The following is a 13,047-nucleotide window of genomic DNA, read 5'->3' as shown; positions in this document are numbered from 1 at the left end:
TGCGGTGGCACCCCCGATGGCTGGCGGCCATCCGAGGGACGGTGCCCGCGGCTGATCGGCTCCGGCGAGCGGGCCGCTCGGACTGTCGCACGGGCGCGTCCGTCCGTGCGACGCGTTGTGGCACCTCGATGGTGCCACACCAAATGGCGACTCTGAACGGAAACACGGGATGCTTTTCTTCGCGACGACTATCAGTACGTCGACACTAACATCCGTCGCGACTGACCAGCTATTTCAGCGTAGAGGTACTTTATGGCGCGCCCCGGGCCGGTTCAGGCCTTGGGGGCTGCGATTCCTGCGTGGGGTTCTCGGAGTCGTTGGGCGAGCTCGATTGTCGCGGCGGTCGGTGTTTCGTCGATCTCGGCGAGGCGTGCTTCGAGCAGGCGTAGCGTTCGGGCTATCGCGTCGTGCCGGCCGAGGGTGTGTTCGAGGCGCATGATGTCGCGGTAGAGCAGCTCGTTGTGCGGGTCGAAGTCCCGCGCCGCTTCCAGCAGCTCCAGCGTGGACTCGGGATCGCTTTCGACTCGTGCGCGGGCCAGGGCGGCGACGGCGTCGAGGGCGTCGCGGCGGACGCCTTCGCGCAGCGCGGTGAGCCAGTCTGCTTCGATGCCGGCGGCCAGCTCGCCGCCGTAACTCGCGACGATCGCGGCGTAGGCCGCGGCACGGTTCTCGTCGTCGGTCGTGGTGCGACGCCGGGCGAGCGCGCCGGCGAACGTCCAGTAGTCGACCTCGACGACCGCAGGCTCGAGGCGATATCGGCCGTGCTGTGCGACCACGAGGTCGCCGATGTCGGGTGAGGTGGCTTTGTGGACGGTGCTGCGGAGGCGGGACAGGACGGTGCGCAGCACGGCGGCCGGGTCCTGCGCTGGGCGATTGGCCCACAGGCTGTCGATGATCGCGGCCCGCGGAACTCCCTCCGGATGCAGGGCGAGGTAGATCAGCAGCTCCCACAGTCGTCGCGACAAGCTGCCGGTGACTTCCACCGCGTGCTCCGGGCGAGTGAGGTCCGGTCGCCACGACAACCTCGGCTGCCCGAACACCGCCAGCACCAGCGGCGCGGCGACGTCACGCTGGTGTTCGGCCGTATTCGTCGAGTCTGGCTCGGGTACTGCTTCGGCTTGGTCCGGTGGACCTGCGATCTCCAACCCGTGGCTGGGCTCGAGAGCAGGCTCGGGGTGGTCGTCCCGGGTGCCGTGTGCGGCGTCGAAGAGGGCGAACAGCTCGCGGGTCGCGGATTCGGGAAGGGAGAAGGCGCGCCGGCCGCGTAACCGCTCCCCCGGGCCCGGGGAGGTAGCGGTGATGGTGCCAGTGGTGTCCACGTAGGCCGTGACGCCGGGATGCCATTGGCCGAGCAGCAGCACGGTGGTGCTCGCGCCGTCTCCGGCGAGGGCGTGCTGCAGCCGGGTGCGATCGTGTTCGCCTTCCGGCGCGCTCGCCAGAAAGATCCGGCCGGCGCTGTCGTGTGGTGTCTGGCTGTCGAGGTGTGCGAGCGCGGCGGCGAGGTCGTCGACGACGTGGACGCACTCGGGCAGGTCGGCGTTGTGCTCCGGGACGCCGAGCAAGCCACGCAGATCCGCGACCGGCGCGACGATCTGTGGGTGACGGGTGGTGGTCATGGCCGTGAGCAGCAGCGCGCGGGCGGCGGCGTGGCTGCCGGGGCCGATGAGCCCGAGGCCGTGCGTCGCCGCGAGGTCCAGCGCCAGGTCCGCGGCGGCCTCATCGGCGGGCTCCCCCAGCTCGAGCATCGTCTCGGGCTCGGCGGCATCGGCCTCGTCGGGTCCGGTCTGGGCGTGCTGGTGGGCCAGGTGCAGCTGGTAGACGACCGGAGCGACGGGCAGGTCGTCGTCGCGCCGGCCGCTGCCGGGCCGGTAGGCGGTGCGGTGACGTCGTCGGGCGACCAGCAGCATTGCGCTGATCGCGCCCGCCAGCCCGAGGCCGACGTACACGCCGGGTTCCCACGACGAGCTTGGGCCCGGAGCAACGGTGGGAGGTGGCGGCAGGCTCGGCGGAGAGGGAGCCGTGGGCTTCGCTGGTGGCGGCTGTCGCTGCGGTGGTGTGGAGGCGGCAGGCGTGGGCGTCGGCGGAAGGCGGATTCGATCGCCCGGATGGATCAGGCTGGGTGAGGTCAGCGTCCGACCGCCCGGCTGGGTGCTCTCGGCGTTCAGGCGCCAGAGCTCCGGCCACCGGTTGCCGTCACCGAGGCGGCGCTGCGCGATCCGGTACAGCGAATCGTGGACACCGCCGCGGGGCGGACGCACCAGCTCGACATCCTCCGATCGACCGTCAACAGCCAATGGCGCGGTCACCGACGAGCTCACACCGGCCTGGACCGCGCCGCTTCCACCAGAGGCGGCGAGGGCAGTGCGGCCGACGAACGACACGACCACCGTGGTGATGAGCACCGCCGCGACCCGGCGAAGCGGACCGCCGCACCAGGCTGCACCCGGCCGACCGGCGGTGCGGACGAGGTCGCGTCCGCACCTGGCCAGCTCGACGAGGAACGCGCCCCACAGCAGCCACGCGCCGCACGCGAGCATATCCAGCAGCAGACTTGCCGACAACCGAGCCGTCAGCACCTCGCCGAGCTCGGCCATGGTGGGCAGGTGATCCGGGAGGGGCCAGCCGATGAACCGCACCAGCGCCCACGGCAGCCCGGCACACAACCCGGACAGCAGCGCAAGCGCCACGCCCGCCTGCAGCACCCGCCCTGCGCGACGCACGAGCGCACGACATGCTCCCCGCGGCCCGGTTCCGGTCTGCCGTTTTGCAGGCACAACAGCGTCCCTGGCTCAGCTTCGCTGGCCGTGGACAACCGATGGCTGAATCCCGGCTGCTGGCGGCCCCGGTCGCGGTTCCGGCGGTGCAGGTGCCGGCAAAGCCTCGGGCTGAGTCTCCGGCTTCGGCCGGCGGCTGCCCCGCGGTCGACCTCGCCGGGCGCGGGGTTTGGCGGCGGTGAGCCACCGGGTGAGGTCGGCGGCCGGGACGTCGGTGAACTCGGTCAGCTCGTCGATGCCGATGACGTCCGCCGCTGCGACGAGCACGGTGCCGAGTTTGCGCTCGACCTCCGCCAGCTCCTCGGCCAGCGCAGCTCGACGATGGGCGAGCTCACCGACCTCGCGGGCTGCCGCTGTCCTCCTCGCGCTCTTCTCCGTGTCGGCCTTCTCGACGCGCCGTTCGATCTCGTCGGTCATGATCATGACGTCCTCCTCCGGTGTTCAGGGCTCCAGTTCGGTGACTCCGCGCTGGGGGTGGGCTGAGCCGCTGCCGTGGGCGTCGATCGACGAGATGCCGATGAGTGACAGCAGCTGCGTGCGCTGGGTGGTCGTGACGGTGACGGTCACCGTGTCGGCCGTGGCCGTCACCGTGCCCGTGGCGCCGACGCCGGCGAGGTAGCGGCGGGCGAGACCGTCGGCTTCTGCGGATAGCAGCCGGAGCGTGCCGGTGGCCCGGTAGGCGGCGAGGTCGATCGCTTGCGCGCCGGCGCGTGCGGCGGATTCTGCCTGGCCGGTGGCTCGGACCTTCGCGGCGAGGGCGAGGCCGCCGTCGAGCCCGAGGCCGGCCAAGGCCATGAGCCCGAGCACCAGCACGACGAGGAACGCCGAAACTTGACCTTCGTCTGCTCGCCACCAGCCACAGGGCCGGCGCCGAACAGCCACCACCGTCGAAGCTGCGGCACACTGAACAGGACGAAGGTCGCGTGCCGGTGACAGCTCTCCGCTCGTGCTCGGCGGACGAAGCGGCGCAGGACCGCCTCGACCGGACGCGGAGGGGAACGCATGCCGTACTGGTGGCAGATCGCGACTTCGAGTGCAGCAGGGGCGTTGATTACGCTTATCGGCGTATTCGTCGGTGCGGCTCTGACTGGCCGAACTCAGCGGCGTCTGTGGAACCGCACGAAGCAGATCGACACCTGCGCCACCATCCTCGCTGAGGCAACTCGCATCAGCCATGCGCTGGCTGCCAAGTGGCGGCGAGGAACGCCGATCGAGTGGGTGACGTGGAACCAGGCGCTTGCGGCTGTGTGGCTGATCGGTGAGCCGGAAGTCGTCGAGAAGGCGTTGAGCATCGACAAGACCTTCTGGATCCAGAACGACCGGGTCAACCGGGGCGAGATCACCGACGATGCCACCTGGACACCGGTTCTCGATGCCATGGACGCCGATCGTTTGGAATTCGTGAATGCTGTTCGAACCCACATAGTCAACTCCAGCAAGCTGTTGACTATGGTGCCGACGGGCCGCACAGTGCTTGGCGAGACACGAAGTCGGCCCGAAGCGCGCGAGACTGCAGAGAACCAACAAACCCTGTAGGCCCGGCCGGTGGAGACCGGAGCGGTCGTCGACCCAAAGATCAAGGTGCAGCAGCGCGCCGTCCATCAACTCCACCTCTCCCCCGTGCTGCGTCGCCGAGGCGGCTGCGTGAGCGGCCCCCGCCCTGAAGGTGTCGATGACCTCGCTGGCCGTGGCGCTGAGCGTCCGGCTGCCGGGAACACCGAGAACGAGCGCCTGACCGAAATCGACGGTGCAGCGGACGGTGACGACGACGGTGCTGCCCGGGCGCCCCGAGGTCATCGTGCTGACCGCGGCGTCGCGGCAAACCAACCCGGCGTGCGCCAGCGCCGAGCCGGCGGTCGCCTGAGCCGCGGCGACAGCTGCCGCCGGCGTGCGCTGCAGGCTCGCGGCGCGCGCGGCCTGGTGCGCGGCGTCGTCGAGCCGCAGCCGGGCGTCGACGCCGCGGTGGACGACCACGGCGACGAACACCAGCAGCATGACCAGGACCGGCGCGATCAGGACCGCCTCGACGGTCACCGCCCCGCGCTCGGCGCGCCACCAGCCGACGCCCCGGCGGAGCTGTGCCGCGGTCATGGAACCGGCTCCGCGGCCGGCAGTTCCCACGGGAACCGACCAGCGCCGGTCAGATCGCGGGCCGCGGTGACGTACGCGAAGACGGCCTTCGGCAGCTCCTCGGCGACCTCGACGATCAGGCCGATCGACGCGGCGCGCAGCTCAGCCTCGACGGCGCTGGTCCGCTGGACGAGCTCGGCGTGACGAAGCTTGGCTTCCCACTCCCGGGTCAGCGTGACACAGCCCTGGAGGTGGAACAGCAGCTCGCTGAGCAGAGTGTCGAATTCGGCGATCGCCGTGGCGGTCGTGGTCGCGAGGTCGGCTTCGCCTGGCATCGCGACGAGCCGCGCGGCGTGCCGGCGAGCAGGCGCTGTCCGGATCAAGCGGGTCAACGCATTCCACACCGCTTGGTGGGCTCGGCCGGGCAACTCAGGGTCGATCCAGTCGCGTGCAGCCGTGGCATGGAGCTCGCCGGTGAGATCGATCAGGAGCCCGGCCGTGCGGTGCGCCGCTGGGCCGAGGTCGAGGAAGTCGTCACTGCGGAGGAAGAACTCGCCGGGGGACCGTTCCAGACGGCAGCGACGTCCGTGCCGGTGATCGATCGCGAGGCAAGCCGCGGTGATGCCCGCGTCGCAAAGGCCGCTCAGCAGCAGCGCAATGGCGCCACCGACCGCCAGCGCACCACCGAGGCTCCCCGTGGCACCCGTACCCAGTACCAGCGCCAGGATCAGAAGCCCTGCCACGGAGCGAGTCGAGAAAAACCTTGCGAAGAAAGCGCGCTTGACCAATCCGCGCCAGCGTCTCGTTGTGAGAGCGGGGTTCCACAGCATGATGTCGGGCCCGTCAGCGAAGTCGCCGACGGTAACCGCATCGGGTTTTTCCAGCAGTGACATGGTTTTACCTCCCTTCGGTCAGGCGTCCGGAACGAACCTTTCGACTTCGCCTGCGGTTTCGGCGTGCACGTGCAGGTGCACGCCGGGCAGGACCGCAACGACCTCGCCCTGCACGCTGGCCGAAGCCGAGGTCGCGGTGCGCACGACGTTGATCTGCGAAGACCGCAGCGGCCCCTGCGCGAGTTGGTCGAGCAACTGCCGGCCGGCGGCGTGTCCGGCTGCGGCGGTGCCGTTCTGCACGCGGGCCGCGGCGAGCGCCTCGGCGGCGGCCGCTTGAGCGACATGGGTCGCGTGCGACCAGAGGGCGAACTGGATGATCGCCAACAGCGCCAGCAGGAGCAACGGTGTCGCGATCACCAGCTCGGCGGTAACCGCGCCACGCTCTCCAGACAGGGCGCGCCGAACGCGCCAAGCCGTCGCAACGACCGGATTCGCCGGCATGTCAGCCGCCGAGGCCGAGGTCGATGCTGTTGGCTTTCGCGGTCAGCTTCGCGGCGATGATCGCGATCAAGGCGATGGCCAGCACCGCCATGAGGGCAGTCACGATGACGGTCGTCGTGATCTCGCCACGGTCATTGTCCTTGCGCAGCAGCAGGATGCGAGCAGTGGTGAGGGTCCAGAGTGTTCGACAGTAAGTCAGCATGATATGTCTCCTGTGGACTTCTCATAGTCCGTTGAGGACTTGGGTGACGGCCGGGTAGGCGATAAATCCGAGGAAGCCGAGAAACAGCAGCATCACCGGCAAGGCCATGCGTTCGGTAGCGGCCAGTGCTGAGGCTTCGGCATCGGCGATCAAGTGGGTCCGCAGCGCCTCGGCTTTCGCCGCCAGCGAGGTGCGGATCTTGGCGCCTTCGGTACCGGCGAGGGAGATCGATGCGGCGAGCTCGGCGAGCTCGGTGATGTCCAGCCCCTCGCCGAGTCGGCGGAGCGTCGACCACGGGGTGGCGCGGGTCAGCTGGGCAGCGTCCAGCGCCCGGCGCAGCTGGGTGAACGCGGGCCCGCGCCCGACCTCGGCGGCCGCCAGGAGCGCAACCTCGACCCCGGCGCCGCCGGCGAGGGTGATCCAGACGAGGTCGAGGAAGACCGACAGCGCGCCACGAAAGTCAGCACGTGCTCGCGCCGCCCTGGTGCGGACCTCGAGGTCGGCAGCGAGAAACCCGGCCCCAGCAAGCAGAAACGCCGCGACCAAGAGGACCTCGACGCTGACCGGCACGTCCGCGAGCGCGAGCAGGCCCTGAAGCAGGAGGGGTGTCACCAGGCCGGCGCAGCCAAGGACGACCTTGACGGCAAGGTGCGTGTCGACGCCTCGCCCGAGAACTCGCAGATCGCGTTCGAGCTTCTCCCCCGGCAGGCCAAGCCTCCGCAGGCGGGGAACGAGCGGTCGCGCCACGGCCACCGCCCAGCCGGCCTCCGACACGTCCACAACCGGTGCCGCGGCAGAGTCCGCTGACGAGAGGTGCTCGTGAAGCGATGGTTGCGGCGGGATTGCCCAGGCCAGCAGCATCCACAAGCCGATGCCGGCACCCAGCCCGAGGCAGATGATCGGGATCATGCGCGCTCACCGTCCCGCTGAGCCGTGACTGCAGCGGCTGGCTCGCCGAGCGACAGCACGCGAGAAGCGGCGCGGCCGGCGGCGATCCTGACCAGCCAGCCGAAGCCGGTACCGAACAGGCCACCGATGACAAGCAGGACGGCTTGGCCGAGCGCGCTGTCGTAGGCCGTCAGGTAGGCACGGTTGAACGCCACGACGCCCACCGCGAAGGCGATCGTGGTGGCCACGACGACCCGCACCGAGGTCCGGGTCCGAGCGCGGCCGGTCTCGACGCGCATCCGCATCGCCGCCTGCGACCGCGCCGTCTCCGCGAGGGAGCCGAGCAGCTCGCCGAGTTGCCGCGCCTGGTGCTCGGCGACCAGGACCAGCGCGGCGATGACCAGGTCGGCGGTCGGGTCGGCCAGTTCCTCCGCCAGCTGCCGCAACGCCGGAGCGAGCCGACGCCCGTTCTGCAGCCGCGACGCCAGCCCGACCACCTCGCCGCGGATCGCGGCGGGCGCCAGCGGAGCGGTGGCGAGGATAGCCTGCTCCAGCCCGGCCGCGGCCGAGAGCGTGTCGCGCAGCATCTCCGTCCACGACGCGACCGCCTCGATCCGCGCGACCCGACGCACGTGCACGCGATCCGGGCCGACCAACCGCGGCAGGAACCAGACCGCCCCGGCCGCGAGCACTCCCCCGACGAGCCACCCGGTCGCGACACCAACCAGCAGACCGGCACCCAGCGCGAGCGCCAGCCGAAGACCCCACGCCCGATCAACCCGCCAAGGCGGCACGGACCGCGGTCGGCGAACCACCTGCGGGCCACGGAGGCCGACGAGGACGAACAACAGCCCGACGGCGGTGCCGAGCCCGGCCAGGCCGGCGACGACGGTGGTGGTCATGGCGCCCACCAGCCGTTCGGCTCGGCCAGCAGCTCGGGATCGAACCCGGCCTCGACGAGGTCGTCCAGGGTGTCCGTGCGGAGCGCTCCGGCGGCTGGGCGAGCCCGGCGGTCGGCTCCGGGGCGGTAGACCTCGTTGGAGACGACCGTGCTGCCGTCGGCGTCGACGACCTCGCGGATCGAGGAGATCACCCGGGTCGCGCGATCCGCGGCTTTGTCCAGGTGCACGACGAAGTGCACGCTCGAGGCAACCAGCAGCGCGGTCGCCTCCAGCGACAGCCGCTCCGCGCTCTGTGCGGCGTAGGAGGCGAGCCGGGTGAACGCGATCCTCGAGCTGCTCGCGTGCAAGGTCGCCATCGAGCCGTCGTTGCCCTGGGACATCGCGTTGCACATCGGGATAACTTCGGGCCCGCGGATCTCGCCGACGATGACGCGGTCCGGGGACATCCGCAGTCCCCAGCGGACGAGCTCGGCCTGGCTGACCGCGCCGGCCCCTTCGATGTTCGCCTCGCGGGCCTGCAGTGCCGTGACGTCGGCGTGCAACTGCGGGTCGAGCCCGAGAGCGAGTTCGAAGGCGTCTTCGACGGTGACGATGCGCTCCAGCGGGTCCATCTCCGCGGCCATCGCCCGCAGCAAGGTCGTCTTGCCGAAGCCGGCGCCGCCGGTGATGAGGATGTTCTTCCGCGCCCGGACCACGGCGCGCAGGAATCGCTCAAGACCGACGTCGAGGGTGCCGCGGCGACGCAGCTGGGCCAGGCTCGTGGTCAGGTAGCCGTGCCGGCGGATCGAACACGCCGTCACCCCGTCGGCCGTGAGCCCGAGCACCGCGAAGAGCCGCTCGCCGCCGGGCAGCTGGAGGTTCAGCGCCGGCGAGCCGCGGTCGAAGCGGCGCTCCTCCGACGACGCGCGGGCCGCGAGCGTCCGGACCAGGTCGGTCAGCTCGTCGTTCGAGGCCGCGACCGGCGCGACCTGCGCCCGCGAGCCGTCGGTGTACTGGACGAAGACCCGGTCGAACCGGTTGACGTTGATCGTCTCGACCTTCGGATCCGCCAGCAACGGCTGCAACCCGCCCAGCCCGAAGACCTCGTCGAGCACCGCCTCGGCGATTCGTCTCTCGGCCTCCGGAGGTAGCAGCACGCGGCCGGCCTGCAATTCGGCCTCGCTGTGCGCGGCTCCTGCGGACCGTAGGAGCTCCCGGGCGAGCTCGCGGCGGCGCTCTGCCGTCATCGGGGTGTTCTCCGCTTCGGCTCGGTGCGGCAGCTCGGTGGCGAGCGCGTGGTGGAAGGCAGCGCGAAGACGTGCGTCCGGGCTGGTCGCAGAGGGGCGGCGATGTTCGTCGAGCACGGTCATGGTGAGACCTCCCTTCCAGGCAGGCCGACTTCGTGGAGGTCGGGTGCGATCCGGACCCCGTATGCCGGGACGCGCTGGGGCGGAACGCCCGGCACGTGCTGTCCGACGGCCGGTCCGGGAGTTCCGATCGACGCCCCTCCGGCGGCGAGGGTTCGTGCCACCTCGACGGCGGTTCGGACGAGCCCGCCTTTGTGTGCGCGACCCGGGATCGCGTGACCGGTCAGGCTCGCGGCCGCGGTTGGGTCGTAGGGAATCCGGGCCATGACCGGGATGCCGAGCTCTTGCTCGACTTCCTTTGTCGGGTGGCCCTGGCCCGCGAGGACGAGGGACGGACGAGCGGCTACCCGGCCCAGTTCGTGGATCCGGGCGGCCAGATGTGCGAGTTCGTCGCTGTGCGTGCCGGCGATCAGGAGCAGCGCATCGGCTTGCCGGATCATCGGCTCCACCGGCGATCCGGGGTCCAGCCGCCCGCAGTCGGCGAACACCACCACCCCGGGCTCGCGGGCAGCCCGGTGAAGTGGCGAGCCTGCCGGCACCAAGGTGCTCAAGGCCGCGCGAGCTTGTGGTCCACCAGCTGGTCCGGGAACGACCGGCAGCCCGTCGGCAAGGAGCTGCGTGTGGTTCCAAACGGCATTGGCCTCGACAGGCTGGCGCGCCGCGGCGGCAAGGCTGAGCAGGCCAGGAGAGAGCGCGAGTCCGAAGCGCTGGCCAAGGTCTCCGCCGGCCGGGTCGCACTCGACCACCACCCGGCGGATGGTCGCCGGCCAGTTCGCGGCCAGAGCGACGGTGAAGGTGGTGACGCCGGGCGAACCCTTCACGCTGGTCAGGACGATCAACATCAGCGCTCACCACCCGCGAGCATGACCAGCGTGACCTGCCCGGCCGGCATTCGCGCGAGCGCCGGCGCGGTGGCGCTGGGCATCTGCAGCGAGATCACCGTCGTCTGGTCGCTCTCCGCCCGTACCACGCCGGTCACCGTCGCCGGCCAGGTCGGCCCGTCGCCGCTGCCTTGCACGGCTGGAAGCGCAGCCGTCGGCGTAGACGCCGCGACCACGACGAGGACGGGAGCTCCCGGAGCGAGCTCGAGCGGGAACTGGCCTGCCTTGAGACCCACCGCCACGACGGCCTGGCCGGAGGCGGGGATCATCGACGGCCCGAGGCTGCCCCGGGTGAGCAGCGCGCCGGCGGTCAAGCTGGTGGCCATCGGCCTGCCGAGCACGGTGGCCGCTTGGCCGGCCGGAATGGTGGCAACCCCGTCAGCAGCAGAGATTTCGACCTGGTGGACGTCCGCTGGCTCGAGGACGTGCCCGACGCTCACGGGCCGGGCAATGGCCAGTACCGAAACGCGGCCTTGAGCGCTGGCTGCCCACCACAGCGCCCCGCCGACGCAAACCACGACGAGCAGCACGCCCACCAGCAGATGCGGCAAGCGCCGCCGCGTCCGGCGACCGGGCGGTACGGCAGCGAGCCGGCCGTTCTTCCCCAACCACGCCACGGAACCCACGTCGGCTCCTGAGCTACGTTGACTCGTACTGGTCATGACGTGCCTCCCCAGGCATGGTTCGACCGCACCGCGCATCACAGAGAAGTGTTGCGCGCAGCAAGAATTTGATCCGTTTGTTCGCGGAAATGGTTAGTGTCAGCGGTGACCGGTACCGAGTGCCTGCACTTCGGCCACTCGGAAGGCCGCGGTTGCCGAAGTGTTCAGGTCCGGGAACGTGCCGCTGGCTCCGGCACCGGACCAGGTCACCGTCCAGTGCACGGTCGCCTTGACGGCGAAGTGTTGCCCTGGCGCCGCAGCGGACGATCGGCGGTAGGTGTGGCCGCAGTCAGGTGAAGGCGCCCGCGGATCTCCAACGGCTGGGTAGGGAGTTCCGGGACCCGAGCAAGTCACGTCTTCACCGTCGCCCATCGACCACGAGACCGTGGCCGGCATGGCTACCGCGGTGACCGACACGCCTGGTACAGCCGCGGTGGCTTGCCGCGTGTCCCAGCTGCTGCGATCCAGCCACATCCAGGTCGACAGGCTCACGAGCTTGTCGCCGGGCGGATTCGCCTCGATCCGGGGGGCCGGCAACCGCAGCTGGGCCCGCGCCTGGTCGGCCAGCTCTTGCGGCGAAGGCGACGCGGCGGCCGCGGGCACTTGGCCGTCGGGAAGCCAAATCGGAGCCCGGTACAGGCCGTCGTGTACGCCTGGGCCGGAACACCGATAGACGTACCAGGCGCCCGCCGGCTGTCGACGCCTGAACTCCGCAAAAATCACCGAGGCGCCGTTTCGCCGCACGTCGTGGAACAAGATGGTCTGCACGCCGTTCGCTTGCGGCTGGTAGTTGCTCCGGACGTACGAACACTTCGCCGTGGTGTCGTTGCCGCCGATGATGCTGTCGCCCCAAGGCTGCTGTTGTCCCGGCATCGGCTGGGGGCGCGCCGGCTTACCCGGAGCCACAGGCGGCTGCGGTGCCCTCCCGCCGTTGCGACCGGCTCCGAGATCGCAGTACGGCGAAGACTCCTGGGCGCAATCGACTGACCCCCAACCACCGGCTATGGCTTCCGCGGCCGAAGCCAGGAGCATTGCGACCACGACTCCGCCGACAACTGGGGCTCGCATCAACACGTGCCCACGTCCTGGATCGCAAAGTCGACGACTTTCCAGGAGCCGTCCACCGCCTTCTTCACCATGGCATTGATGTGGCGCCTCCCGGCAGGGCCGTCATTGGCCGGTTGACCGGTATCGGCACGGTATTTGAGCCATTGGCTGTCGTCGCCGCAGTCCACAAGGTTCACTGTCGTCGGAGCCGCCGCAGGCTCGACGGACTCGACGGTGGGGTGGTTGACGGGATGCCCCTTGGAGACGAGGCCGTTGAAGTGATCGGCGTAGAGGCCGCGGGAGATCCTCGACAGCGCGTCGGCTGTCGCGTTCTGCGCGAGTTTGGGCGACTGCCAGTCCGAAGTCACGGCCGCGTCCGCCATGTCGTGCCACATGCCGAGGTAGGCGGCCGTCGCGCGCTCCTTCGCAAGGTCGGCCGGGTGCGGGACCACGGTTGTGGCCGCCGACGTGCTCGACGACGCCGTCGGCCGGCTCGGTTCGGTTGCGCTGCAGCCCCCGAGCAGGACGACGGCTGCAGACGAAGCGACGGTGATACGGACGGCTTCACGCAGGTTCATGGATTCCCCTCCCGATGCGATGATCAGCTGGCCGCCGGGTCTGGAACACCACCGCGGCGGAGGTTCACTCGTTGGAAGGACGAGCGATGCGCCTCGGCTCCGCGCTGGCCAGCATCGCTCCGTGGGGACGGAGATCAGCGCGAGCGGAATTCCGGTGGCACTGTAAATGTCTGCCTCGCCGTGTGAGGCGCCGCCGTCGGCCCGATGCTGGGAGCTGCCGCCAGCTCGGTCACCAAGGCGGTGCTGCGGCAACCAGCTGGCGTCGCGCAATACTGGTGGCTCCGTGCGGTTATCACCGCGGCGCCGTTGGCCCTCCTCAGCTGGTGCATCGGCCTTCGAGGAGAGCTGGCGGTCTACGCCTAC

Annotated in this window: 13 protein-coding genes; all 13 read right to left on the bottom strand. The window is 70.4% G+C overall.

Features of this window, described 5'->3' with window-relative positions; all coding sequences use genetic code 11:
* Window positions 1-272: 272 nt before the first annotated feature.
* The 13 genes from ACLJQF_RS34650 to ACLJQF_RS34590 all read right to left on the bottom strand — a co-directional run bounded on the left by ACLJQF_RS34650 (window position 273) and on the right by ACLJQF_RS34590 (window position 12,684).
* Window positions 273-2,720, bottom strand: a complete 2,448-nt coding sequence (locus ACLJQF_RS34650) for a transcriptional regulator (RefSeq protein WP_410614562.1) — start codon at window positions 2,718-2,720, stop codon at window positions 273-275.
* A gap of 69 nt (window positions 2,721-2,789) precedes the next feature.
* Window positions 2,790-3,197: a hypothetical protein gene (locus ACLJQF_RS34645; RefSeq protein WP_410614561.1), complete on the bottom strand. Its 408-nt coding sequence runs from the start codon at window positions 3,195-3,197 to the stop codon at window positions 2,790-2,792.
* An 18-nt stretch (window positions 3,198-3,215) separates the two neighbouring features.
* Entirely contained in the window at window positions 3,216-4,865 is a 1,650-nt protein-coding gene (locus tag ACLJQF_RS34640; RefSeq protein ID WP_410614560.1) for a TadE/TadG family type IV pilus assembly protein, read from the bottom strand.
* Entirely contained in the window at window positions 4,862-5,737 is an 876-nt protein-coding gene (locus tag ACLJQF_RS34635) for a hypothetical protein (protein ID WP_410614559.1), read from the bottom strand. Before ACLJQF_RS34635 ends, ACLJQF_RS34640 begins: the two co-directional genes overlap by 4 nt.
* 18 nt (window positions 5,738-5,755) lie before the next feature.
* Window positions 5,756-6,178, bottom strand: coding sequence for a TadE/TadG family type IV pilus assembly protein (locus ACLJQF_RS34630; RefSeq protein WP_410614558.1), 423 nt, complete (start codon window positions 6,176-6,178; stop codon window positions 5,756-5,758).
* A 1-nt stretch (window position 6,179) separates the two neighbouring features.
* On the bottom strand, window positions 6,180-6,380 hold the full coding sequence (locus ACLJQF_RS34625; protein ID WP_410614557.1) for a hypothetical protein: 201 nt from the start codon (window positions 6,378-6,380) through the stop codon (window positions 6,180-6,182).
* Between the two features lie 21 nt (window positions 6,381-6,401).
* Entirely contained in the window at window positions 6,402-7,289 is an 888-nt protein-coding gene (locus ACLJQF_RS34620; protein WP_410614556.1) for a type II secretion system F family protein, read from the bottom strand.
* Window positions 7,286-8,170 (bottom strand): type II secretion system F family protein, encoded by an 885-nt coding sequence (locus ACLJQF_RS34615; protein ID WP_410614555.1) that lies wholly within the window; start codon window positions 8,168-8,170, stop codon window positions 7,286-7,288. Before ACLJQF_RS34615 ends, ACLJQF_RS34620 begins: the two co-directional genes overlap by 4 nt.
* Window positions 8,167-9,519, bottom strand: a complete 1,353-nt coding sequence (locus ACLJQF_RS34610) for a CpaF family protein (protein ID WP_410614554.1) — start codon at window positions 9,517-9,519, stop codon at window positions 8,167-8,169. Before ACLJQF_RS34610 ends, ACLJQF_RS34615 begins: the two co-directional genes overlap by 4 nt.
* The gene (locus ACLJQF_RS34605) at window positions 9,516-10,358 is read right to left on the bottom strand and encodes a MinD/ParA family protein (RefSeq protein WP_410614553.1); all 843 of its coding nucleotides are present in this window, start codon (window positions 10,356-10,358) and stop codon (window positions 9,516-9,518) included. Before ACLJQF_RS34605 ends, ACLJQF_RS34610 begins: the two co-directional genes overlap by 4 nt.
* A complete protein-coding gene (locus ACLJQF_RS34600; RefSeq protein WP_410614552.1) occupies window positions 10,358-11,023 on the bottom strand; it encodes a hypothetical protein in 666 nt (221 codons plus the stop codon). The genes ACLJQF_RS34605 and ACLJQF_RS34600 overlap by 1 nt, the downstream gene beginning before the upstream one ends.
* Window positions 11,024-11,158: 135 nt before the next feature.
* Window positions 11,159-11,932, bottom strand: coding sequence for a hypothetical protein (locus ACLJQF_RS34595; RefSeq protein WP_410614551.1), 774 nt, complete (start codon window positions 11,930-11,932; stop codon window positions 11,159-11,161).
* Window positions 11,933-12,126: 194 nt separating this feature from the next.
* Window positions 12,127-12,684 (bottom strand): hypothetical protein, encoded by a 558-nt coding sequence (locus tag ACLJQF_RS34590; RefSeq protein WP_410614550.1) that lies wholly within the window; start codon window positions 12,682-12,684, stop codon window positions 12,127-12,129.
* Window positions 12,685-13,047 lie beyond the last annotated feature (363 nt).

Source organism: Amycolatopsis sp. lyj-109 (genome assembly GCF_046548995.1).
Taxonomy (GTDB): domain Bacteria; phylum Actinomycetota; class Actinomycetes; order Mycobacteriales; family Pseudonocardiaceae; genus Amycolatopsis.
Note: the sequence above shows the minus strand (reverse complement) of the source record. Positions and strands in the feature narration are given on the sequence as shown.

What these genes read in the sequence shown, in the direction of transcription:
- ACLJQF_RS34615 (WP_410614555.1), bottom strand. Translation starts at nt 8,170, where the DNA reads ATGACCACCACCGTCGTCGCCGGCCTGGCCGGGCTCGGCACCGCCGTC.
- ACLJQF_RS34630 (WP_410614558.1), bottom strand. Translation starts at nt 6,178, where the DNA reads ATGCCGGCGAATCCGGTCGTTGCGACGGCTTGGCGCGTTCGGCGCGCC.
- ACLJQF_RS34645 (WP_410614561.1), bottom strand. Translation starts at nt 3,197, where the DNA reads ATGATCATGACCGACGAGATCGAACGGCGCGTCGAGAAGGCCGACACG.
- ACLJQF_RS34640 (WP_410614560.1), bottom strand. Translation starts at nt 4,865, where the DNA reads ATGACCGCGGCACAGCTCCGCCGGGGCGTCGGCTGGTGGCGCGCCGAG.
- ACLJQF_RS34625 (WP_410614557.1), bottom strand. Translation starts at nt 6,380, where the DNA reads ATGCTGACTTACTGTCGAACACTCTGGACCCTCACCACTGCTCGCATC.
- ACLJQF_RS34605 (WP_410614553.1), bottom strand. Translation starts at nt 10,358, where the DNA reads ATGTTGATCGTCCTGACCAGCGTGAAGGGTTCGCCCGGCGTCACCACC.
- ACLJQF_RS34590 (WP_410614550.1), bottom strand. Translation starts at nt 12,684, where the DNA reads ATGAACCTGCGTGAAGCCGTCCGTATCACCGTCGCTTCGTCTGCAGCC.
- ACLJQF_RS34595 (WP_410614551.1), bottom strand. Translation starts at nt 11,932, where the DNA reads ATGCCGGGACAACAGCAGCCTTGGGGCGACAGCATCATCGGCGGCAAC.
- ACLJQF_RS34635 (WP_410614559.1), bottom strand. Translation starts at nt 5,737, where the DNA reads ATGTCACTGCTGGAAAAACCCGATGCGGTTACCGTCGGCGACTTCGCT.
- ACLJQF_RS34610 (WP_410614554.1), bottom strand. Translation starts at nt 9,519, where the DNA reads ATGACCGTGCTCGACGAACATCGCCGCCCCTCTGCGACCAGCCCGGAC.
- ACLJQF_RS34620 (WP_410614556.1), bottom strand. Translation starts at nt 7,289, where the DNA reads ATGATCCCGATCATCTGCCTCGGGCTGGGTGCCGGCATCGGCTTGTGG.